Raw genomic sequence first — 22,860 nt, 5'->3', positions numbered from 1 at the left:
GCATTTTTTTGTATAAGCACGAAGAGATTTTTACAATGCTTGAAATTTAAATGTATTAAATGTTTTATAGATAACTTGTGCTATCAATTTCCTTTCATTTAATGCTATAATATTATAAAATTATGTATATTACAGTTATAAGATAAGATTGATATAAGGAACGGTGAAAGTAATGAATGACAATATTATTGAAAAGAATTTTCCTAACGAGAGTCTAATATTAGAAAAGATTGCTAATAGTTTAATTGCCAATTATGGGTTTAGGCATAAAGAAGAAGAAAGCCATCAAGAAGAAACTTATAGAACAGAAATTCGTAGACAGCGAGATAAAATACTCTATACAGGCGGTTTTCGCAGATTACAGGATAAAACGCAAGTAATGTCAGCAACTCTAACTGGAGATCACAGAACAAGATTAACTCATACGTTAGAAGTAGAGCAAATCGCTGTAAGTGTCGCAGACGCTTTGGGACTGAACAAAGATTTAGTATCAGCTATAGCTTTAGGCCATGATGTTGGACATACGCCTTTTGGTCATGCAGCCGAAAGAACTTTAAATAGACTATTAAAAGATAATGGAGGTTTTCACCATCCAATACAAAGTGCTAAATATTTATGGGAGAAATATGGTAATAATCTTATTGATGAAATTTATGAGGGCATATTAGTACATGATTCGGATATGTTTACAATAAATAAAGAAAACGCTAAAAATCAACTGCAATGGAGTGAGTATTGCAAAAAAGAACCTCCGTACACATCAGAAAAGTGTCTTTACTTTGAAAAGTTTTTAAATAAAGTACCAAGCACCTTGGAAGCACAAGCTGTTATTTGGGCTGATAAAATCGCTTATATTACTCATGACTTAGATGATTTTTTGCATTCGCCAATTTATACATCTGTTGTAAAATCAGAAGGTAGATCAAATACAATTGAATCCGAGTTATGTAAGATATTGGGGAATTTAACTGGAGAATCGCTTCCAGGAATTACGGCCTTTGAGTCACGAGATTTAATCAGAGCAATTACTACCGATTTAATTCTAGCAAGCTCTAACAATATAAAAGGTATTGATTGTTTGGAACAAGAGATGGTTCAGAAAAAAACCGAGGAAAGATTAAATCCAGAAGAAACAAACGACAAGAAGAGATATTTGAATAGTTTGATTATTAATTTCAATAATAGTTTTAGAAATAATTATTATGAACTGAGAGAGTTATTAAATGAAAAATATATTTTTAGTCCCGAGGTTCAACGTAGTGATGCTAAAGCTCAAAAAATTGTATCTTCTTTATATACAGAGTTTGTAGAAAATTACAAACTTTTACCATTAGAATTTCGTATTAAAATTGATGATGAAATCCGGAAGATAGCAAAAGAACTTTTAACTTTAAACGTTATGTCTGAAGAAGATATAAATGATATAATGTCAAAAAAGCTAAAAGAGATAGAGCTGATATTGAAAAACAAATGTTATGACGATTATGAAAAAACAAAAGCAAAAATTATTACAAGAATTGTAGCATCCTATATTTCCACTATGTCGGATACATATGCGGAAAATATATTTTGCAATTTAAATGCTAGCAAGGATAACTATAGTTTGTAGAAAAGAGGAAATTATGCCTATTTTTTTAAAAGATGATAAATTAGCATATATTAACGATATGGGATTAGGAAACATAGCACAATATATAAGCATAGATCCCAATGGTAAAATTAAGCATATTCAAATTAGTGATTATGCTAAAAATGAAGCTAACGTAAAACAATTAATTACGGCATTAATTAAATCATCTCGTTCTGGTGCAGTTAACATTCGTAGTTTTAGCCCTTATGCTATGAAAGGCAACAAGCTGGTTTACAATAAAATGATATGCGATCTTGAGGAAATTATTCAACAAGTCCAACAAAACTGTGCTGAAGGAAAATATTCAATTATAAATGAAAATATTGATATAAATGATGGTGGTGTTTCAGGAGTTGTGCTTGGAAATATAATCGAGTTTGCACCGAAAGATACACCCAAATGTGTAGACAAAGAAGGAGTATGTTTATTAGAAAAAAGCTTAGGTTATCACATCTTGAAAACTGTATATGGTTTTCAACCTGAATTCTGTTTTGGTGATGAATATCGTGTTGAATTTAGTATACATCCAAATAGAGAGGGTGTAAAACAGACACATACAATAGTATGGGAATATGAGCTGTTTCAAAATGCAGAACATGAGTTTAAGATAACATGGCCGAATAAATTCTCTAAATTTATAGGTGATAAAACTTTTGGATTGATAATTGCTGATTACTTAGGTATGAATGTTCCGTTTACTACTGTGATACCTCGTGAGGTGGCACCATTTACTTTTGGAAGAAAAACAGGACTTTTTGAAAAGTGGATCAGAACTTGTCCTATTGTAAAAGAACCCGGAAAATATTATTCAGGAAATCAGTGGATTGATCCATTTACATTAATGCAATCGGAAGAGTCAAAGGGAGATAATGACATAAATATTTCGGCTATTTTAAGCCAAGATGCAGTAGACGCAAAATATTCAGGTGGTGCAATAATAACAAAAGAAACAGAAAACGATGTAATTGAAGGGGTACAAGGCAACGGGGAGCAGTTTATGTTGGGACAAGATTTTAAAAATGATTTGCCGGAAATGGTAAAGAACGAATTAAAAGCAACAATGAATACACTTAGAAGCTACAACAATTTACTTGGGGATGTTTCTATTGAATGGGTTTATGATAATAAAGAAATCTGGATTGTTCAATTAAATCAACTCAAAAATAATGGATCTGGAAATATTATTGTCCCTGGCATTCCATCCTCTTATGAAAAATTTTACGTTAAAAACGGTTTGGAAGCTTTGCGTGACAGAATTCAAATTATAAAAAATAAAGATATTGGGATTGAAATAGTTGGAGATGTTGGGGTAACTAGTCATTTCGGTGATTTGTTAAGACAGTCTAATATACCATCAAGAATAGTAAATGCAAGTGAAAATAATTAAACTTACAAAAGCTAAATGTTTTACACCTTTTAGTTACACGTGGCGTTCCATCAGTTGAGAATAGCTACATTGACCTCTCGGGTACAATTGCCTTCACAAGGATTATGAAGGATGCTAGAAGGAAATAGATGCTCACTCAACTACTAGAGTTAATTGTGACTTACAAATGGTAAGAGTACGTCTTTGATGCGTATAAATCTATGATATCAAAAATCATTGGGAAGAAGATGTCAAGTATCCCAGAAATTCAGGCCTAACATCCCGTTCTTATATACTTTAACTTCTGAAGCGACAAGTCAGTTTTTTCCCCCTGACCCCTCTCCCACACCTTGCAATCCCCGTTAAAAAAGCTATAATTAGGAATAGGTGGAAATTAAAAAGTCGCCGTGACCTGAAAGTGTTGGCGCACTTCCAGGCACGCGCAGGTGAACCCAGCACCTACACGTAACAGACTGTCCACGACGACATTTTTATTATACAATGCTGCCCGTCTATGCACAAGCAAGGTTCCTGTGCTGCGGGTGAAGCGAGTGTAATGGGACGACGTCGGCAGAGGGCAGACTGTGCGGCTTCACGCAGCAGGAGATCAGCCTATTCCTGACCCAGACAGCGGAAAGGGAACTGTTCGCGTACCGGTTATGCGGACCGCTTTTCTGTTCACAGCCGGTTTACTTCCGGTTGATGGGCTCAGGTATTTAGGATTCAGCAAATTACGAAGCATAGCGCATGTGTAGGGTATAACAAACCTCGCATGCGCTTTTTAATTTCCCCTATAAAAGCAGACGGTAGGCCCGGGGCACAACCCGGAGCCTTGCCGCTGCTTGAAATAGGGGGTATAGAATAAGATGTTGGATTACAGAAAAATGTATTTTCAGCTGGCGGCTAAAGTAGCTGATGCCATGGATATCCTTTTAAAAGCACTGCAGGAGGGCGAGGCGGATTTCATGGATGCAGAGCCGTTTCCTGGGTTCAAAGTCGTTGCCATTAAAGATGAAGACCTTGATTCTGAATAGGGAAAGAGGATCACTGCTTGTACCAAGAATCTTACGCGCGTAAGATTCTTGGTACAAGCCCGGGCCAAAGGAAACCAATTATCAATGAAGTTACTATCCGGAAATTCCGGATAGTTCAAATCGAAGGCTCATGTCAAGTAGACCTCCCTCGAAGGTCGATATTTGAGTCAGATCCAACTTCAGTACTGCGGCCCCCGAACTCCTTTATTCTTCTCAATCTCCTTCACGACAGCGGGTCCGGGTTCTGGGGTCAGCCCCTGTGTGCCGATGGGCCTCAGTTCACTGTGAGTTGGTAAAAAATGTATCAATGATTGAATTTGACTAGGATAAAGGATATAATATAATATCTATATTTATGGGCAAGGAGGTGTTGGTGGGATGGCTACTGCAGATCAAATTAAAAGCTTAATTAAAGCTCATAATGATAATGACAATGATAAATTCAAAACTGTAGTATTGCAGATTGCTGCTTATGAGGCCAAACTTAACCACGAAACCCTTGCTCGGGAATTGAAGAAACTGGCTGAAAAAACTGGAAATGCCAGAGCGAATATACTTCATTTTAATCAGATGCAAAATAATCCTATGCTTTCAATGTCAATTCCAGCTGAAAGAATAAAGGATTTAATTGTATCTGACGAGATTCGTGATAGAATCAAAAGAATTTTAAATGAATTTAAAAATCGAAACAAATTGAGAAGTTACGGGATGAGTAATCGTCGTAAAATCCTTATTGAAGGGAAGCCGGGAACTGGAAAAACGTTTACGGCTTCAGTAATAGCTTCCGAAACAGGGTTACCCCTTTATACAGTCCAGATGGATAAGTTGGTTACAAAATTTATGGGTGAAACCAGCTCGAAATTGAGACAGATTTTTGATTCAGTTGAGAATTCAATCGGCGTATATTTTTTTGATGAATTTGATGCTATTGGGGCAGATAGAAACTTGGATAATGAAGTTGGAGAAATGCGAAGAATACTGAACTCCTTTCTTCAGTTTATTGAACAGGATAAATCAGAGAGCATTATTGTTGCGGCTACTAACAACCAAAAATTGCTGGATCAAGCATTGTTTAGGCGTTTTGACGATGTTTTGCATTATTCGATGCCAACTGAAAGCGAAGTAAAACGGCTGTATCAATATAAGCTTGCAGCTTATCAAAGTGATTTTGTGCCCTCTAATCAATTAATTGAAGAATCGCTTGTATTAAGTCATGCCGAAATAATCAGAGTATGTGAAGATGCTATTAAGGAGTCCATCTTGGCTGATAATAAAATAACCCAGGCCAAGATGCTGAACCTGGTTAAAGAAAGGTTAACGCTATATTCTGGAAAGGAGGCGTAACGGTTGTCGGTTGAAAAGAAGAATATCTTTTTGCATGACACAAACACATCCATTCCGTACGTTTCTCGTTCAACTCCAGTTGATAAAAATTATCCCCAACGAGAAAATAGTAAGGCACATGCTACGTTTATTGAGAAAAAATTGAACGAATGCTACGAGCGTTCAGCAACTCAAAAGCAAGTTGCTGCAATAAGATATAAAGAAGGCGTGTACCTTGAGTTTTCTAGCGCAGCCAAACATGATTTGGCAATTAAAAGCTTGGAAAATAGAACTCAGGGCATACGCCTTTTGAATGTAAAATCCGATGAAGAAACGGGAACAATTAGGGCAACGGTGTATATTCCTGCGGGAAAGGAATCCTACTTCATTAAAAAAATTGAAGCGTATTCTTCGGAGGTTACTGAAAAAGGAATCCCAAAACATAATGATTTAGTGCGCAGCATTGATGACATAAGAGTTGCGATGTTAGATTCGTTTTGGATAGGAAAACCAGAGGATATTCCCAACGAAGTCGCTCAATGGTGTGAAGTATGGATTAGATACGATAATTTATTTCTTGAAAATGCTTTAACTAACATCTCAGAGTGTTGCAGAACATTGGAAATAGATATTGATCATAACAAATTGATTTTTCCGGAACGTATTGTTCATTTGATAAAGGCCAATAAATCTCAATTATCTAACTTGATCAGTTGCTGCGAATATATCACTGAATTTCGCAGAGCACCCGAACCTACGAGTTTCTTTGATACACTATATGGTGTAGAACAACAGGAATGGGCTGAAGAATTGTTGAATCGAACAGAATTTATGGACAGTAATTCTTCGATCTGCTTGTTAGACACAGGTCTCAACAATTCACATCCTTTAATTTCCCCAGCAATTAAAAATATAAATACTGTACAAGCTGTTAACGATTCTTGGGGAACAACTGACCATATGGGGCATGGGACTGAAATGGCGGGGATAGCTTTATATCACAATTTAAAGGATAAATTGTTAGACCACAATAGGTTAGTCATTAACCATAAAATTGAGTCCGTTAAAATTCTACCACCAAAAGGAGAAAATCCTATAGAGTTATATGGGGCAATTACTGAACAAGCTGTTGCATTAGCGGAGATATCTAATCCGTCAGCGGATAGAACGTTATGTATGGCAGTAACTTCACCATATTATAATACAGAAGATGGCAGCCCTACTTCCTGGTCTGCTGCAGTGGATAGTATCACTTCAGGAGCAAACGAAAACGGCGAAAAACGCTTGTTTTTTATTAGTGCCGGAAATGTATTTCCCGCAGAACTTGCTAATAATGACTATCCGGATTCGAGTATTCTTCATGGGGTTGAAAATCCAGGGCAATCTTGGAATGCAGTCACTGTTGGAGCCATAGCAAATGATATCCAGATTTCAGACTCTAGTTATAAGCATTTCCACCCGGTTGCTGATGTAGGGCAATTGTCACCTTATAGTTCTACTTCCGTAACATGGAGTAATAAATGGCCAATCAAACCTGAAATACTTCTAGATGGCGGTAATATGGCTACAAATAATTCAGACTATACTGAGTGCGAAGATTTATCGCTTTTGACTACATATCACAAGCACTTAGTACGCCCGTTTTCAACTACTTGGGGAACGAGTTCAGCGACTGCGCAAGCATCATGGATGGCGGCACAGATTTATGCAGAATATCCTGGTATATGGCCCGAAACAGTACGAGCATTATTAGTGCATTCTGCAAGATGGACCCAAAGTATGCATAGACAGTTTTGCAAAGAAGATACCAAAACAAAGGGCAGAAAACTGTTGCTGCGTACTTGTGGTTATGGTGTTCCTGACTTGTCAAAAGCAATTCAGTGCGTTGATAATTCGGTGAATTTGATTATCCAAGGCGAGTTACAGCCATTTACTAAAAAGCATATGGATGAAATGCACTTGCACAATATACCCTGGCCAAAAGGAGTATTACAGTCTTTAGGAGAGACAAAAGCAATAATAAGGGCTACTCTTTCCTATTTTATAGAGCCAGGTCCGGGAGAAGTGGGATGGAAAGACAAGTATAGATATCCTTCCTGCAGTCTTCGGTTTGATGTTATCAACTCTAACGAAACATTAGACGATTTCAAAAAACGCGTTAATATTAAGATGCGTGGTGATGACAGAAAAGACAGTGGAGATGGAAGTAGTCGAGATTGGTATTTAGGTGTTGGAAATCGCGACGTGGGCTCCATACATTCTGATTTTTGTGAAGACTTAGCTGTTAATTTGTGTGATGCAAATTATGTTGCAGTTTATCCGGTTATAGGTTGGTGGCGAGAAAGAAGCCATCTCGGTAAATACAACGAGAAAGTAAGATATGCTCTTGTCCTTTCGATTGAAACACCTGAGGTTGAAGTTGATTTGTACACGCCTATTATTACTAAAATTGAAACCACTCAAATTATTGAGATTACAATCCCTAAATAAATATTGTAAAAGATTACGTCAGCCAACGCACTATCTATCCTACTGGTGGGAGAGTGCGTTTTTTGTCTCCCCATCGGTTATGTAGTATTACTTTAAGGAGATGCAAAGTTTGAAATCCTTGGCAAAAGCACGTAATAACGAAAATGAGCATGCCAATTGCGTCGTGCTTATTTAATTCTTCGAAAAAGATGTTGTTCTCGACGGGAATAAAGGGTGTTGCATTTATATAAACAATATATTGTCTAAGATAGCATAGAAAATCGCCAATGGTCTGTCTAAAAAATCTTGGTAAATGGTTATCTCCCCACAATGTTTATGTTGTGGGGAAAATTGGCATGCTTAAATTTGTTAAACCATGTAATATTTTTTATCTAAATGTGACTCATTATATGAAAGGGGGGTATTAATGAAACAAATTGAAACGCTGTATTTTGAATATAAACAAGATATCTATAGCTATCTGTTAAGCTTGACTCATGATCCTACCCTTTCGGAAGATTTGCTCTCAGAGACTTTTGTTAAGGCGATCTTCTCTATCGGTAATTTTAAAGGCAATTCCTCCATTAAGACTTGGTTATTTGGGATTGCCCGCCACCTCTGGCTGCAAAACCTGCGTAAAGCTAGACCTGCGGTGGAATATAGTGATCTTTTAGATGTCTATGTAGCAGACAGAAGCCTAGATCGCGTCATTACCAGGCAAATAGCCGATAGAGTCTATGAGCTGCTAAAAACCAAAGATGAGCGAACACAAAAAATAATCAATATGCGTGTAAATGGGATAAGTTACTTTGAAATCTCCGAGAGAATAGGTATTACGGAAAACTCAGCAAGAGTCATAGATTTTAGAACAAAAAAATGGCTTAAATCAGTTTTGGAAAAGGAGGGATTGATTTGAAGGCATCCTGTGAGATAATAAGGGATTTGATACCCCTTGTGAAAGATAATGTTGCCAGCCAAGAGAGTACTAATTTAGTTTCGGAACATCTAAAAAACTGCGAAAGCTGTAAACTTGAGTTTGGACATGAGGCATTGCCAATCCAAAAAGAGGTTGATGATAAAAGAGTATTGGTTTCAATTAAGAAAAAACTTTTTCTTATCTCGTCGGCCCTATTATTCTTTGGAGCATTTATTGGCATGGCACTAAATAAAAACACGTCTTCAAACTTTATGCCCATAGTAGTGGTTCTCCTAGGTACTGTAATTGTGGGGATACTGATATTCAAGTTTAAATGGAAGGGGGATAAAAGTATGAGTAGATTTTTTGTGGGAAAAGCTATTGGGACAATTATTGTCTTTGCAATACTGGGTATTTATCTATTGCTGAAATATTTGTTTCAGTTTTAAGAAGTTTAAACTTACTCTATGAGTCGGTTGTATAAAGGCGGTTAAGTCACAAAAGCTGGGACTTAACCGCCTTTATATTTTTGGACTTTCGCATGGAACAACAGCTATTCAAACTATGAAGGGAGGATTAACTATGATCCGGTTACAAGCGCTTGGCTCCATAAAATTAAACAACCATCAAATTGGAAACAAAAAACCAAGTATGGGTCACTGCATACATTGGCTTAATCCTCTATTGCAAGGATGAGGGGTTGGATTATCTGTATCTGCTTTATGAGCTTCGGAATGCGGAAAGGATGAACGGATTTTATGCTAAAGTTTTAAGAAAGCTGATAACGGGTTTAGGCAAGCGCTTTTGTTCCGACGGCTTAAAGCCCAAGACGTAGGTATGCGCAGCGAACTGCTGCCCACGGAGCGTTTCAACTCGTCCGGGGTAGCTTCGGCAACCACTCGTCCTTTGGCGATGTTTGTCTAAAACTTTCGGGAAGTTAAATGTAAAATTCGGCGTTTCGAAGTGACTAATCCAGATTAGTCACCTCAAAACTGCCGAATTTTTCCTTACATTCTTAAAGCAAATGTCCGCCGGACACTTCAATGTCCTGGGCTGTAACCCAGCCGAAATCATCGGACAATAGGTTCATAATCACCTTGGCAAGATCTTCGGGTTGGCCGATTCTGCCAAACACAGATTGCTCAGCCAGCGGCTGGATAAATTCAGGATGTTTATCGAATGCTCCATCACCAAAATTGCTGTGGGTAGGACCGGGGGAAACTGCGTTGACCCGGATTTTGCGGGGGGCAAGTTCTTTGGCAATGTAGCGAGTCCAGGATGAGAAGGCTGCTTTTATGGAGCCGTAGGCGGAGTAGCCGGGAAATGATTGGTTTTTGGCTGTACTCGTGGTATTGACGATGGCTCCGGCATCCTCCATGAAGGGGACGAGGAGTTGGGTTAAAAAAACCGGTCCCTTGAAGTTCGTATTTAGAATCTTGTCGAAGTACGCTTCGCTCATTTCAGTGAACATCATGGGCCCGCCAACGCCGCCATTATTAACTAGATAGTCAAAAGTCGTTCTGTTCCCAATTTCTTTGAGGCTCTTTTTCACTTCCAGAACGAAACCTTCGAAGGTTGATAGTTGAGTCAGATCTAACTTCAGTGCTGCAGCCCGAACTCCTGTATTCTTCTCAATCTCCTTAACGACAGCTTCTGCTCTATCCTGATAGGAATTGTAGGTGAGAATGACGCTGATTCCGCGCTTGCCAAGCTCAAGGGCGGTCGCTTTGCCGATGCCGTTACTTCCGCCTGTTACGATTGCTATTTTCATAAGGTCCTCCTTTTTGTTGTCCGATCTGAATTCTATTTTAGTCGTTTCTGCTCAAATAACCTAGATCCAATGGTGCCCTTTGATTGCCTAAAACCACCAAATGACGATTTTTAAACGCCGGTATTATCTGCTGTGTCAATATAAAAATAGCCTGAAAATGCCGCAAGGTTTCAGTCTTGTATTGGAAAACAGCAAGGCGTGTGATAGACTATGGATATGAATAACGTTTTAGATGAAATTATCGATCTGATGAAAGAAGCAGGCACTCGACCCATGGAAACCGGAGTACCGGGGCTAAGTATGATTAAGGGAGACATTCCCGCCCATCAACTTGCAGCCCTCTACAAGCCATTGATTGGTTTTACGATTCAAGGAACAAAGATTCTTTCCATTGGGGAGCGCAGCACTATTATGGCAGGGCCTTCATATTACGTGTTGCCGCTGCATGTTCCCGCAACGGCGAGTGTACATCCGGACAGTGAGGGTCGTCCTTACATGTCTCTTGGTCTTGAGCTGAATCAGACTGTCCTTCAGAGTTTATTAAGAGACCTTCCTGAAGATCTCATTCCAACTGCTTCTGAACATTTCGGAGCTTGTAAAATAGACCTTGAATTGATGGAGGCATGGCTGCGCTTATTGCGATTAACGAGAACATTAAGAGATATTCCCGCTCTTGCCCCGGCTTATGAACGGGAGATTCTTTATCGGGTTCTGATGGGACCCCAGGGATGGTATCTGAGGCAGCTTGGCTTGCAAGAAAGTAATTTCGCCAGGATTTCTCAGACTGTAAAATGGCTTCGCGTTAACTATACGAGGCAGGTAGACATCAGTGAGATGGCAGCAAAATCCGGGATGGCAATAAATACGTTTCACCGTCAGTTTAAAAGGGCAACGGGTTTAAGCCCGATTCAATTTCAAAAGCAATTAAGGCTTTTGGAGGCTAGAAACCTCATTGCCTTTGAGGGCTATGCTGTAGCCGGTGCCGCATATCAAGTCGGCTATCAGAGTCCCTCACAGTTTAATCGGGAGTACTCCCGATTCTTCGGTTCATCTCCAGCCCGGGACACTGAAAAACTTAGACTCATCGAAAACGCAAGGGATTAGCCGGCAGTTCGCGATAAACAGATCACCTCGAAACCTTAGCTGCAGGCTGTCATGGAAATAGGAGGAGTATTCAATGCAGAAAGTGTCCAGCGTCTGGCAAGGCGGCCAAAAAAACAGTGTTTTTTTTAACCAAGATGTTAATTTGCACATTGATGAGAAAGGACCGAGACCGACAGATCTGCTATTAGCAGGGTTAATCGGCTGCAGTCAGGGGGTTTTCCTGGAAATTATTGAAAAGATGAGGATTAAGGTCAAGAGCATTAGCATGGAAGCAGAGGCAGAGCGGGAACCCGAACCTCCGAAGTTGTTTTCAAAGATTGCTTTAAATTATCATATAGAAGTGAATGAAGGCTTGGAATCTAAAGTGGTCAGAGCGATAAAGCTTGTGGAGCAGTATTGTACTGTGTTTAATATCATGAAATTAAGCGCTGACATTGAGGTGTCATGTTCTATAAATGGGGTCAAACAACTAATTGATTAGATAATTAATTTAACTGAATACTGTAGAAGAGGCGCAAGACATAGACCAGGGGTTGTCGCAGTAAGCCAGCCCGAAAATAATCAAAGACGGCGACCGGCAATTGCCGGTCGCCGTCTTTGATCGTATTAAGTTATTGAAACGCTCTTTCCTAAACAATAAAATAGGGCATAAAGGAGCGTGAAAACAGTCCTGAATACAGAGGCTCGGCAATAATAGCCATCTAATTTAACTCCTTGTTTTATTGGCGACCGGATATTCGGCCTTTCTCTGTAGCTTATGGTTTTATTTTCACGGAGGTTACAGCTTGGTTGAAAAATGGGTAAAGAGGTAACAAATAAAGGGTTTAGGCGTATTTATTGTAACAGTGCGGGAGGGAACAAAATGAATATTTCGATAAGAAATGCGTTGCTTGATGATTTCGAAAGCGTTTATCCTCTGTTTAAGCAATTATGGCCAACCAAGGTGATAAATCGGTCGGCACTCAAGGCAGTATACGATAGAGGAGTGATTTCCCAGACGGATGAATTACTATGTGTGGTTTTAGATGAAAAAGTAATCGGTTTTTGCGCCTACGCAATTGTTAATAACCTATGGCAGGAAGGATATATTTCATACATCTATGCTATGGTTATTAACGAAAACCAGCGTGGGAAAGGATATGGTTCGGCACTAATTAACGAGTGCATACAGAGATCAAAAGAGCAAGGAATGAAACGAATAGAACTGGATTCCGGATTTCCGCGTAAAAAAGCGCATGAGTTTTACATTAAACTTGGCTTTGAAAAAAGAGCTTATTTGTTCTCGTATGATTTATGAAATTTGCCGGCCAAGAGACCTTGGCCGGCAGTCCAATGGAATCCTTTTGAGCCCCAGAGGGCACTCGGTGCTTTTAAGTCTGAGGCGGGTCGAGTAAATCATTGATGACGGTATCAATGACCTTCGCATCCTTGACCCCGGTGATGGCACCGCTGGTCGTGATCAAAATGTCTTTCGTTATGAGGTTATTCATGATAGTGAGAATTTCAGCTTGGCTCAAATCCTCCCGGGGATTGGGAATCGACAAAGTGAACGTTTTTCCGCCTGCCGTAGCGAAGCTGAGCTTAAGGATCTTATTCGTTGAAATACCCATGGGGCTGCCTCCTTTCTCTGATTGTCATACCCCTTATTCTTCCAGCAGACGGAAATTCTTTTTCAGCAGTACATCTATGACCGGATGAAGGGAAAGGCTGAACAAATCCTGGGCGATTTCATAAAGCGCTTCCTCTGAAGCATCGGACCGCACATAACTGATGCTTTTTTGGCGGTTCACCGGAGCGCCTGCGGGAGTGGTTCCGTCCTGATAGACTATCACCAGTCCTGAATTCAGAGGTTCAGCAATAATAGCCATCCAATTCAACTCCTTGTTTTATTGGCAGACCGGATATTCGGCCTGTCTCTGTATCTTATGGTATTATTTCCCTGGAGGTTACAGCTTGGTTAAAAAAATGGGGAAATCGAGCATGTCCCAGAACGCGACAACGTGTCGCGTTCTGGGACATGCTCGTGCCGGCTGTCACCTTCAGCGGGCGAATCATATGCTATGGGTAGAACCGAAAGAAGATTTGCCGGGTGCAGGAGAGGATGGATGGAATGATGGATGAATTGGCGGCCAACCGGACCCCCGTGGTGATTGCCTCTGAGATTAACACACTAAAGCGGCAGATGGAGAAAATTTTCCTTGCCCATGCCATCGAAATCGGGCGCAGGCTGAGAGAGGTGCGATCCGTACTTCCCACTGGAGAGTGGGGGCAGTGGCTGGAAGCATCGGTCAATTACTCCCCAAGAACAGCCCAGCGTTTCATGCAGCTCTTTGATGCTTATGGAGAATATTTTCTCCTGCCCGCAGCCGGGGAGTCCCCCCAGGATCAGGCGGTGGCTCAAGGCGGGGATGGGATTCAGATTGAAGAAACGGGCCGGATTCTGCCGCAGATGACGACGGCGCAAGCCCTGATTCTTTTAGGGCTTCCCAAGGAAGAGCGGGTTCAGTTCCTTATGGAGGCGGATGTGGAAAGCATGAGCACCCGGGAGCTGAAAGAGGCCGTTGAGCAGCGGCAAGAGGCGCAGAAGGTAAGGGAGCAGGCCGTGGCCGAACGGGATCAGGTCAGACAGGAGAGCGTAGTTCTCCGTGAGGATCTGGACAGGGAAAAGGATCAGAACGCCCGGTTGGCCGAAGAACGGGATAGCCTGAAAGCCGAAACCCATGAGCTAAAGCTGGAGAAAAATAGATTGGAGCAGGAGATTGAAAATAAACAAGCCTCCTACGACAAGCTGAAAGAGCGAACGGGCTACAAAGCCATTAAACAAATGGAGGCGACTCTGAATGAAGCCTATGGCAGGGCTGAGGCCAATAAAATCGCCTTTTTATATGACAGTCTCTTCAAGATCTTTAAGGAATTAGCCTATGAAATGACCCGGTTTGCCGGAACAAACCCGGAGCTGCATAACTTATACAAGGAAAAGATCGATGACTTTCTCCACAAGGCGTTGCGGGAAAAGCTCTGATCGGAAAGTTACTCAAGGCTCTACCCACTCTTGCCATTGCAGGTATTTAAGTTGCGCTATCAAATGGAGACAATCAAAAATAGAAGGAACCATACAGAACAAGAACTTAGGGAGTTAATCAAAAAAGCCCAACAGATTGTGGAAAGCATATCCAATGAAGCAGTTAGACTATTTCAAGCTGAGGAAATAGACGGAGAAGATCTGCACAAAATGCTCTTAGCAAATGAAGAACTCTTCAGATATTTAAACAGCAGATATGTAAACGATGAAAGGCTAAACGAGGAGGTGCTGAGCATGACGAGAACCTTGTATGATCCTATTGTGGCAGAAAAGGCCAAGCTAGAAGGTAAGTTGGAAGGTAAGTTGGAAGGTAAGCTGGAAGCTGCTCGAAACGCATTAATTGAAGGAATAGAACCAACCATCATGAATTGACTATTACTCACAGCATGCTGCATGAATAACCCGTCGGGCTTGTACCAAGAATCTTACGCGCGTAAGATTCTTGGTACAAGCCCGGGAGGAGGCCTCTCACTAATTTTAGTGAACAAGGTTTAATGAAATAAAGGATTTATAAGGAAACGTGGTAATAATATATAATTAATAAAACAACTGGGATTAATGAATTTTGATTAAGGGCTATATTAATGTTTTTGATTTAGGCGGTATCAATAATTGGCCATACGAAACAGAATCGGTTAAGCAATAACCGGTTCCTCTAAACTATTGCTCATTACAGGCGGTGGTTTATTTTGAAGTTCGTCATAATTTGGAAGCTGGTTTCAAGGGGTATGAAGGCCTTTGCAAAAATAGAGGGGGAATAATATTCATGCAGGTATCACATGGCGCAATTTATCTATGACAACGAGCAAGAAGATGACGGCAAACGATCAACCAATAGGGACACAGATTTCGCAAAAGTGCTGCTCAACCTTTTTAGCCGCATAACGCTCTAAAATAGGTCGTGTAGTGTCAGGAAGATAGCCGCTTTCGGATAATACAGGGAAAATTTCTGCCCAAGCCTGCTCTACAGCTTCGGCTGTGTGTTTCACTGTAAAAATCGCATATTTTCCTCCGGTGATTTCACCATACTGTACGTTGCCGCCTGGCGGAAAGTGTTTATCAGCAAGGAGAAGGCAAGCATCATAGCGACAATTCTCAGGCGGTGTTGTTTGTGGATTATCATGTGCAATGCCAAAAATCACCGCTTTACTGTTCATTAGGTTGTTAGCTTTTGCCCAGTGTTTCAATTGTCCCATAGTCCGGTTGTTTTCTGCACCATAAGCTCCTACTTGTCGTATATACGCAATAGAGAATGATGGGATGGTTTCAATATTCACGTGCATTATATGGTACTCTCTTTCATAAGATTATGGCCGGTCTTTTCTACCATATAATGCTTTAAAATGAAAGGCAAATGAATTTTTAAAATTATGGAGAACTCTCCAACGCATTAAAGTCTTTCTTTATCAAGAGTTATCAGTTTATTTCTGAAAAACGAAAGATGCGGGAAACAGGTGACAGAACGATGACAATTTCACCTTCTCAGTCCCCACGAAGTATTAAGGGAAACCCGTCTTTTGATAGCTAACTTAGAAGGTCCTTTCGAGCTACTCAGTGATCATATCTCGAATTTTGCTTCAGTTAATGGGAACATACCAAAGGATAAGCCAGAGATGATTGAAAGCATAGATAGGCTCTTGGTGGTACCAGAAGATAACTTTAGACAAGTGGAGTCCCGTTACCTTTAGATGGGTTGAACAAGAAATTAGGTGTTGACCAAACATGGTCGGCGACATGAAAACATACATTCTTTTCAGGATGGTAATGGACGGGTAGGCCGTATCATCATGTTTATAGAGTGCCTAAAGAATGATATACATCACGCAGGAAGTTTCAGACTATTTGATGCAAATAATTATTTTAATATTGTTGAATAGCAACAAAAATCTAATATAATATGGTTAATGCACCAACGGGTGGGAGGACAGGCATGAACAAAGAAGAACTGGTCATAGCGGGTTTCAGGGACTTATTTAACAAGCTGGTTTGGCTTAATAAGTCTAAGATGGAAGACAGTCTCAAGGGTTATAAGTCTTCTGAAGTACATTGCATCGAATACATTGGAAGAAATGAAGATTCCAACGGGACTAAACTTGTGGAGTCCTTTTATATGACTAGCGGTGCCATAAGTAAAATGACTAAGAAGCTCATAAAAAAAGGCATTATCGAAAGCTATCAGAAGCCGGATAACAAGAAAGAAATCTATTTTCGCTTGACTCCGCAAGGGAAAGCAATTTATGAAATCCACGAGGAACTGCACAAAGAGTTTCAAGAGCGGGATAAGGCCGTATTTGAGCAGGTAACCGAGGAACAATTTGACAGTATGCTTAGCTTCGTGGAAAAGTATAGCAGGCATTTGGATGCAGAAATAAAGAAACTGGGTGCAGATATTAAGTCGGAATCAATTTGAATAATAAAAACCACAGGCAGCCTAACTCTATTGAGAACAGGCTGCCTTTTTATTGCTATTATTTTTGTTGACAAGGAAGGAAAACTATAATAGGCTTAATTATGCTTCCAAGGAAGCGAAAACACAACTCTTGAGGGGAGAATTTAATGTTCCAATTTAGATCACCCAATGAACAGACCACAGAACTAACCGTGGATAAAAAGGCTTTAATATTCGGTCTTATGTCTGTGTTTCTTTGCGGAATCGGCTTCACGATCATAGCACCTGTCGTTCCATTCTTAGTGCAGCCTTATATAAGTAATCCGGGAGATCAAGCTATAGTTGTCACGCTGCTGACCTCTGTTTATGCAGTCTGCGTGTTTTTTGCGGCTCCCGGACTTGGAGCTTTAAGCGACAGATATGGCCGTCGTCCGGTACTCTTAGTTTGCCTTTTGGGTTCCGCAATCGGGTACGTAGTTTTTGGCATAGGAGGAGCTCTATGGATACTATTTGTCGGGCGCATCATCGATGGTATAACAGGCGGAACCATAAGCACTATCTTCGCCTATTTTGCAGACATCATTCCTCCGGAACAGAGAACCAAGTACTTTGGGTGGGTGAGTGCGGTTGTAGGTGTAGGCACTGTCATTGGCCCAACTCTAGGCGGATTCCTTGCTAAGTTTGGCTATTCTGTACCTTTGTATTTTGGAGCAATAATAACTTTATTGAATGTTGTTTATGGATTCTTTTATATGCCTGAGAGCCTTGACAAGAATAATAGACTGAAAAAGATTACCTTTACAAGACTGAATCCATTTACCCAGCTGGCAAACATACTTGCCATGAAAAACTTAAACAGACTGCTTGTCTCAGCCTTCTTACTTTGGATACCCAACGGATCTTTACAGGCAGTTTTTTCGCAATTTACAATTGATACTTTCAGTTGGAAGCCTGCCCTAATCGGACTCATGTTTTCAATTATGGGCCTCCAAGACATCATCTCCCAAGGTTTGATAATGCCAAAGCTGTTGCTGAAACTTAGTGATGCTCGCATTGCAATTCTTGGCATGGTTGCGGAGATCATAGGCTACAGTTTTATTGCAGCATCGGCTTTGTTTTCATTCTATCCTCTTTTAATCGCTGGAATGTTTATATTTGGTTTTGGTGATTCGATCTTTGGACCTTCATTCAATGGGATGCTCTCCAAGTCTGTCGATTCCAGTGAACAAGGAAGGATTCAAGGAGGCAGCCAATCTATTCAGGCTTTGGCAAGAATGATTGGGCCGATCATTGGAGGTCAAATCTATGTATCACTAGGTCATGCCGCACCCGCTTTTATGGGTATGATCCTTATAGCGGCGGCAATACCGGTTTTATATAAGAGAACGATGTAACTATATAAACTGCCTGCTTTCTTTAGGCAAGACGAAAGGCCAGCATTTTTGCAAGTTGCAAAGTGCTGGCCCTTTGTACCATTGTACATTATTTCGCTGCAAATGACAAAATTCGGGATTCCTCTGATCGATGCTCATTTTCGAGTTTGTTCAAGTGATTAAATGCCGATCTTAAAGCGATAATGGCAATGAGGCTAGAGATAAGATCAGACAGAGCACCTGCTCCCCATACACCATTTAATCCTAAGAAATTAGGTAATATAAGCAGGAGAGGTATCAGAAAAAGCACTTGTCTCGAAAGCCCTAAAAAACTTGCCTTCTTTGCTTCGCCAATAGCTTGAAAGTAGTTTGCTCCAACTATCTGAGCACTTAAAAGAGGAAGCATTAATAAGAATAGACGCATGCCGGTACTTGCCTTTGAAATAAGATCCGGTTCATTCGTGAAGATACTTGAAAGCATTACAGGAAAAGCTTGAACAACTATAAACGTTATTGTAAAGATTGATGAAACAGCAACCAGTTCGAGTTTTAATATTTGTTTAACTCTGTCAAAGCGTTTAGCACCATAATTAAAGCCTATGATTGGTGCAGCACCTTGTGTAACTCCCATAGCCGACATAAGGAATAAGACCATCACAGAGTTGATTATTGTCATTGCCCCTATAGCAACATCACCGCCGTGTGTTTTGAGTGCATTGTTAGATATGATGCTGACGACAACGGAAGATAACTGCATTATGAAGGGAGCAAATCCAATGCTGAGTATCGACTTTATAGTTACTAAGTGGAGCTTTAATTTACTTATTTCAATTTTCATTTGACTCTTTTCACTGAGGAAATGTTGTATTACCATGATGGATGTTACGAGTTGGGCGATAATTGTCGCCCAAGCTGCACCAGCAATGCCCATATCAAAAGTGAAAATGAGAATTGGATCCAGGATAATATTAATGAGCGTTCCAACAAGTACAATCACCATTGATTTGACAGGATGTCCTGTAGCCCTTACTACATTTAATAATCCTGTTCCAATGCCTTGGAATACAGCACCATAGAGAATGACAGTCATATAATCCAAGGCATAAGGCATAGTTGCTTCACTGGCACCAAATGCTTCAAGTATAGGAGTCATAAAAATGAGTCCTAAAAGTGTCATTAAAAGCATTAACCCTATGAGCAATGTTATGGCATTACCGAGTAACCCTTTTGCTTCATCCTTATTATTTTCTCCCAACTTAATAGAAATAAGTGCTGAGGCTCCTATTCCTACCAACGAACTAACAGCGAATAGCATCATCATAAACGGTAAACTCAATCCTATTCCTGTCATGGCAAGACCACCGATTCTGCCGACAAATATTCTGTCCACTAAATTATATAAGGAATTTATAATCATACCGCCAATAGCGGGAAGTGAAAATTTGAGTAAAAGCCTGCTGACGGGCATGGTAATGAGCCTATCATTATTCGTCTCCATAATTTACACCTCCTTCTTAACTGCCAAAACAGTATATATAGCATCATTAATTTTAGTTTTCTTCACTATATCAAAGCCAATTAAGAACAATGCTTTTTCGAGATCCTCTGAGCCAATACGAATGGACATTGGAGGCCCTTCGATTATCAAGTCGTCCTTTTCATACTCCAGACACAACAAGTGTCCTCCTGCTTTTAGTACCTCAAATATATTTGTGAGTGCTTTTGTCAGTGAACTTACTTCGTGGAGTATTAAGGATGCCATAACAAAATCAACACTGTTACTTTGAATGCTTAAGTTTTCAATATTATCTTGAATCAGTTCAATATTTGTTAGCCCTTTTTCCTTCGCCTTATCTTCTATGACGCTGAGCATACGTCTATCAGGATCCATAGCGTACACTTTGCTAGATGTGTTTTCTGCCATAGGAATTGTAAAAAAACCTGAGCCGGCACCGACATCGAGTAACGTATGATTTTTTTGAATTGGCATTTGGCTAATAAGTGCTTCCGGTGGTATGAGACGCTCCCTTTGTCTACTATCTAAAAAGGCAATTTTGTTTAAAAATTTTTGATCGGGTTGGTTGTGATGATGCATGTGGTTCATAATAATACCTCCTATAAAATATAATAAAGACTGTAATTATCTATAATTGTGGCAAAAAATGAGCAGTTGCAACTGCCTCTATTTCTAACTCATTTTTTACACAATGTTATAAATACGTTTTTCTTTAAGGTGGTTCACCATTTTCTCTTCGGCGTCTCTCATAACCTTTTCTATGTGACAAGCGCGATTCTCGTCCATTTCACAAGTGAAGAGAGCTCCGCTGCCTTCAATGGCTTGAATGACGTCATAAAAGCTTATTTCAGTCTTCGGTTTCCTAAGACTATAACCTCCATTTACTCCAGGTGTAGACTGAATAAGGTCAGCCTTGACTAATTGAGTTAGTATCTTGGAGAGGTAGGTAGGGGATATATCCATGTGGCTAGCTAAAGGCTGAAGGCTTAAATTGTCTTTTCCTTCTTGCTTAACGAAATAGGCCATTATATGCAAGGCATAATTTGTTGCTTTCGTATACTTCATAGTAGACCCTCCTTAAAGATAATAAAGACTGTATTTGTCTTTAATTATAAAGGATGAGTTTTGCTCTGTCAATAACAATTTATATAAACTTATCTCCGATAATATTTAATACAGTTAATTTTATAACTATATTAAATATATTTTTTTCAAAACCAGTTGCTGGATTTTTCTCGGGAGATACCTACCGCCAAGGAATAACCAAGTTCTGACGACATCATTTTTGTCTACTCAAGGCATACAGAATGATAAGATAAAACTAATCTATGTCAACTATAATTGAAGATAAACTTAATGCTTTCCCCCCAACTTTAACGCCTTTGATTTCCGTCCCAGAACTTATCCAGAAAGAAAGATATGCAACCACCTTTTGGATTTTACCCTAAAAGCAAATAAAGAGGGGGCTAGCCCCCTCTCGTAGTCGATAGAATGAAGGTTGTACCATTCTAGGTCAAATAATTTTCGATAGTATACTCGGCTAATCGTTCTTGAAGCCAAGGATCAAATTCTGTCGTCAATTTTTGATCTAACAAGATCTCTTTGATTTTATCGCTGCTTTCCTCAAGAGTGGCTGCCTTTGCTTCCGTTCTGGCTTCAATCTTAATAATGTGATATCCGTAGTCTGTCTTGACCGGATCACTGATTTGACCAACTTCTAAAGAGAAGGCCACCTCTTCAAATTCTTGTACCATTTCTCCTTTAGCAAAGAAGCCAAGGTTTCCACCTAGCTCTTTGGTACTTTCGTCCGTCGAATATTGCTTAGCTAAGTCAGCAAAAGCTTCCCCGGCTGCAATCTTTGCTTTAATCTCGTTGGCAAGTTCTGCGGTTGCCACTAGAATATGGCTGGCGTTTACTTCCTCGGCAACGTCAAGACTGTCTTTATTCGTATCGAAGTATGCTTTTATTTCGTCCTCAGTTATAGGATTTTGGGCTTCAAGCAGTCTGGTAATTTGAAGATTGGTCAGGATATTTGTCCTAAGAGTATCCAGAGTGATACCATTTGTTGCAAGTGCTTGGCTAAAGGCTTCTTCACTATCAAAGGATGCTTTCACTGTTGCAAGTTCCTTATCAATATCCGCCTCAGTAACTTGGATATTCTGTTTTTCGGCTTCTTGCTCAATGATACTCTGTTGAATCAAAGTATTTAAGGCATCACTGCCCCCTTGCTGAAGCAGAAACTCCTGCAGCTCTGTCTCAGAGATGGCCACCCCGTTGACCTTGGCAACAATGTTGTTTTGAGTAGCATAAACAGATCCGATTCCAATTACAGCAACTAATAGGATGGTAAACAGCCCTACGTAAATCGTCTTAAGTTTTTTAAATGTCATTTCTTTACTCCTTTAAATGTTAATAGCCTTGCTTTCCACATGTTCGATCAAATAACGATCTGCCAGGAGGTATAACCCGAAGGCAGTGGCCAACAATATAATGAGTAGGATTGCATCTTGCATTGTTCCTTTTAATCTTAGTATCGACGATGTTTAACCTCCCTTACCACTTGTTGCCGTAAAGCCCCTAGTTTCAACTATGGGGATATAAGGCAATTCTAGGTTCTAATTGTATTATATAAGTATGCGCGGTATAATATAAATATGGATATAAACTACAAATCTAACAACAACATTGTCTATTCATGCAAGTACCATGTGGTGTGGTGTCCAAAGTATCGTAGGAAGGTTTTGGTTGGTCAAATTGAAGTTCGCTTAAAGGAGTTGATAAGGGAGATATGCGAAGAACTTCAATCTGAACTAATAGAACTGGAGATCATGCCCGACCATGTCCACCTTTTGATAGAAGTAGATCCTCAATTTGGTGTCCATAAGGT

At 40.0% G+C, this 22,860-nt stretch carries 26 protein-coding genes and 1 pseudogene; 19 read left to right on the top strand and 8 right to left on the bottom strand.

Annotated elements, in window-relative coordinates; genetic code table 11:
- The first annotated feature begins 172 nt into the window (after window positions 1–172).
- From dgt to BUB11_RS08950, 9 genes are all read left to right on the top strand, one after another.
- Complete coding sequence (gene dgt, locus BUB11_RS08990) at window positions 173–1,609, top strand: dGTP triphosphohydrolase (RefSeq protein WP_073029440.1); 1,437 nt, start codon at window positions 173–175, stop codon at window positions 1,607–1,609.
- Window positions 1,610–1,622: 13 nt separating this feature from the next.
- Window positions 1,623–3,017 (top strand): hypothetical protein, encoded by a 1,395-nt coding sequence (locus BUB11_RS08985; RefSeq protein WP_073029439.1) that lies wholly within the window; start codon window positions 1,623–1,625, stop codon window positions 3,015–3,017.
- 563 nt (window positions 3,018–3,580) lie between these two features.
- Window positions 3,581–3,751: a hypothetical protein gene (locus BUB11_RS27775; RefSeq protein WP_200797902.1), complete on the top strand. Its 171-nt coding sequence runs from the start codon at window positions 3,581–3,583 to the stop codon at window positions 3,749–3,751.
- 111 nt (window positions 3,752–3,862) lie between these two features.
- Window positions 3,863–4,030 (top strand): hypothetical protein, encoded by a 168-nt coding sequence (locus BUB11_RS27770; RefSeq protein ID WP_200797891.1) that lies wholly within the window; start codon window positions 3,863–3,865, stop codon window positions 4,028–4,030.
- 378 nt (window positions 4,031–4,408) lie between these two features.
- Complete coding sequence (locus BUB11_RS08970; RefSeq protein WP_073029437.1) at window positions 4,409–5,374, top strand: AAA family ATPase; 966 nt, start codon at window positions 4,409–4,411, stop codon at window positions 5,372–5,374.
- Between the two features lie 3 nt (window positions 5,375–5,377).
- Window positions 5,378–7,843, top strand: a complete 2,466-nt coding sequence (locus tag BUB11_RS08965) for a S8 family peptidase (RefSeq protein ID WP_073029436.1) — start codon at window positions 5,378–5,380, stop codon at window positions 7,841–7,843.
- Between the two features lie 406 nt (window positions 7,844–8,249).
- The gene (locus tag BUB11_RS08960; RefSeq protein ID WP_073029435.1) at window positions 8,250–8,738 is read left to right on the top strand and encodes an RNA polymerase sigma factor; all 489 of its coding nucleotides are present in this window, start codon (window positions 8,250–8,252) and stop codon (window positions 8,736–8,738) included.
- The gene (locus BUB11_RS08955; protein ID WP_073029434.1) at window positions 8,735–9,187 is read left to right on the top strand and encodes a zf-HC2 domain-containing protein; all 453 of its coding nucleotides are present in this window, start codon (window positions 8,735–8,737) and stop codon (window positions 9,185–9,187) included. Before BUB11_RS08960 ends, BUB11_RS08955 begins: the two co-directional genes overlap by 4 nt.
- A 182-nt stretch (window positions 9,188–9,369) precedes the next feature.
- On the top strand, window positions 9,370–9,573 hold the full coding sequence (locus tag BUB11_RS08950) for a hypothetical protein (protein ID WP_073029433.1): 204 nt from the start codon (window positions 9,370–9,372) through the stop codon (window positions 9,571–9,573).
- 180 nt (window positions 9,574–9,753) lie between these two features.
- Here the strand turns inward: BUB11_RS08950 and BUB11_RS08945 are convergent, their stop codons facing one another.
- Window positions 9,754–10,509 (bottom strand): SDR family NAD(P)-dependent oxidoreductase, encoded by a 756-nt coding sequence (locus BUB11_RS08945; RefSeq protein ID WP_073029432.1) that lies wholly within the window; start codon window positions 10,507–10,509, stop codon window positions 9,754–9,756.
- A gap of 210 nt (window positions 10,510–10,719) precedes the next feature.
- Between BUB11_RS08945 and BUB11_RS08940 the strand changes: the two genes are divergently transcribed.
- The 3 genes from BUB11_RS08940 to BUB11_RS08930 all read left to right on the top strand — a co-directional run bounded on the left by BUB11_RS08940 (window position 10,720) and on the right by BUB11_RS08930 (window position 12,910).
- The gene (locus tag BUB11_RS08940; protein WP_242947500.1) at window positions 10,720–11,613 is read left to right on the top strand and encodes an AraC family transcriptional regulator; all 894 of its coding nucleotides are present in this window, start codon (window positions 10,720–10,722) and stop codon (window positions 11,611–11,613) included.
- Between the two features lie 73 nt (window positions 11,614–11,686).
- Window positions 11,687–12,094: an OsmC family protein gene (locus BUB11_RS08935; protein ID WP_073029431.1), complete on the top strand. Its 408-nt coding sequence runs from the start codon at window positions 11,687–11,689 to the stop codon at window positions 12,092–12,094.
- Between the two features lie 381 nt (window positions 12,095–12,475).
- Window positions 12,476–12,910: a GNAT family N-acetyltransferase gene (locus BUB11_RS08930; protein ID WP_073029430.1), complete on the top strand. Its 435-nt coding sequence runs from the start codon at window positions 12,476–12,478 to the stop codon at window positions 12,908–12,910.
- Window positions 12,911–12,983: 73 nt separating this feature from the next.
- Here the strand turns inward: BUB11_RS08930 and BUB11_RS08925 are convergent, their stop codons facing one another.
- Together BUB11_RS08925 and BUB11_RS08920 are read right to left on the bottom strand one after the other, a co-directional pair.
- On the bottom strand, window positions 12,984–13,223 hold the full coding sequence (locus BUB11_RS08925) for a DUF2922 domain-containing protein (RefSeq protein ID WP_073029429.1): 240 nt from the start codon (window positions 13,221–13,223) through the stop codon (window positions 12,984–12,986).
- A 33-nt stretch (window positions 13,224–13,256) separates the two neighbouring features.
- Entirely contained in the window at window positions 13,257–13,481 is a 225-nt protein-coding gene (locus BUB11_RS08920; protein WP_073029428.1) for a DUF1659 domain-containing protein, read from the bottom strand.
- Between the two features lie 85 nt (window positions 13,482–13,566).
- Between BUB11_RS08920 and BUB11_RS27505 the strand changes: the two genes are divergently transcribed.
- The 3 genes from BUB11_RS27505 to BUB11_RS08910 all read left to right on the top strand — a co-directional run bounded on the left by BUB11_RS27505 (window position 13,567) and on the right by BUB11_RS08910 (window position 15,067).
- Window positions 13,567–13,734, top strand: coding sequence for a hypothetical protein (locus BUB11_RS27505; RefSeq protein ID WP_159436916.1), 168 nt, complete (start codon window positions 13,567–13,569; stop codon window positions 13,732–13,734).
- Entirely contained in the window at window positions 13,724–14,635 is a 912-nt protein-coding gene (locus BUB11_RS08915; protein ID WP_073029427.1) for a DUF3102 domain-containing protein, read from the top strand. The genes BUB11_RS27505 and BUB11_RS08915 overlap by 11 nt, the downstream gene beginning before the upstream one ends.
- 63 nt (window positions 14,636–14,698) lie before the next feature.
- Entirely contained in the window at window positions 14,699–15,067 is a 369-nt protein-coding gene (locus BUB11_RS08910) for a hypothetical protein (RefSeq protein ID WP_073029734.1), read from the top strand.
- Window positions 15,068–15,522: 455 nt separating this feature from the next.
- Here the strand turns inward: BUB11_RS08910 and BUB11_RS08905 are convergent, their stop codons facing one another.
- Window positions 15,523–15,978, bottom strand: coding sequence for an AraC family transcriptional regulator (locus tag BUB11_RS08905; protein ID WP_073029426.1), 456 nt, complete (start codon window positions 15,976–15,978; stop codon window positions 15,523–15,525).
- 447 nt (window positions 15,979–16,425) lie between these two features.
- On the opposite strand from BUB11_RS08905, the pseudogene BUB11_RS28210 reads away from it, so the two are divergent.
- From BUB11_RS28210 to BUB11_RS08890, 3 genes and pseudogenes are all read left to right on the top strand, one after another.
- Window positions 16,426–16,512, top strand: a pseudogene (locus tag BUB11_RS28210) (Fic family protein); the annotation flags it as partial.
- A 113-nt stretch (window positions 16,513–16,625) separates the two neighbouring features.
- A complete protein-coding gene (locus BUB11_RS08895; RefSeq protein WP_073029425.1) occupies window positions 16,626–17,105 on the top strand; it encodes a MarR family transcriptional regulator in 480 nt (159 codons plus the stop codon).
- 146 nt (window positions 17,106–17,251) lie between these two features.
- On the top strand, window positions 17,252–18,478 hold the full coding sequence (locus tag BUB11_RS08890) for an MFS transporter (RefSeq protein WP_073029424.1): 1,227 nt from the start codon (window positions 17,252–17,254) through the stop codon (window positions 18,476–18,478).
- An 88-nt stretch (window positions 18,479–18,566) separates the two neighbouring features.
- Here the strand turns inward: BUB11_RS08890 and BUB11_RS08885 are convergent, their stop codons facing one another.
- The 4 genes from BUB11_RS08885 to BUB11_RS08870 form a co-directional block, all read right to left on the bottom strand.
- Window positions 18,567–19,955, bottom strand: coding sequence for an MATE family efflux transporter (locus tag BUB11_RS08885; protein WP_073029423.1), 1,389 nt, complete (start codon window positions 19,953–19,955; stop codon window positions 18,567–18,569).
- Window positions 19,956–19,958: 3 nt separating this feature from the next.
- Window positions 19,959–20,561, bottom strand: coding sequence for a class I SAM-dependent methyltransferase (locus tag BUB11_RS08880; protein ID WP_073029422.1), 603 nt, complete (start codon window positions 20,559–20,561; stop codon window positions 19,959–19,961).
- Window positions 20,562–20,657: 96 nt separating this feature from the next.
- Window positions 20,658–21,038, bottom strand: a complete 381-nt coding sequence (locus BUB11_RS08875; RefSeq protein WP_034600637.1) for an RrF2 family transcriptional regulator — start codon at window positions 21,036–21,038, stop codon at window positions 20,658–20,660.
- A gap of 443 nt (window positions 21,039–21,481) precedes the next feature.
- Window positions 21,482–22,363 (bottom strand): peptidylprolyl isomerase, encoded by an 882-nt coding sequence (locus tag BUB11_RS08870; RefSeq protein WP_073029421.1) that lies wholly within the window; start codon window positions 22,361–22,363, stop codon window positions 21,482–21,484.
- Window positions 22,364–22,627: 264 nt separating this feature from the next.
- Between BUB11_RS08870 and tnpA the strand changes: the two genes are divergently transcribed.
- Window positions 22,628–22,860 (top strand): IS200/IS605 family transposase (tnpA, locus tag BUB11_RS08865; protein WP_143187586.1); only part of this gene is annotated, 233 nt, incomplete at its 3' end.

Source organism: Desulfosporosinus lacus DSM 15449 (assembly GCF_900129935.1).
Classification (GTDB): Bacteria; Bacillota; Desulfitobacteriia; order Desulfitobacteriales; family Desulfitobacteriaceae; genus Desulfosporosinus; species Desulfosporosinus lacus.
The sequence above is the reverse complement of the archived record's forward strand: the minus strand, read 5'-3'. Positions and strand labels throughout refer to the sequence as shown.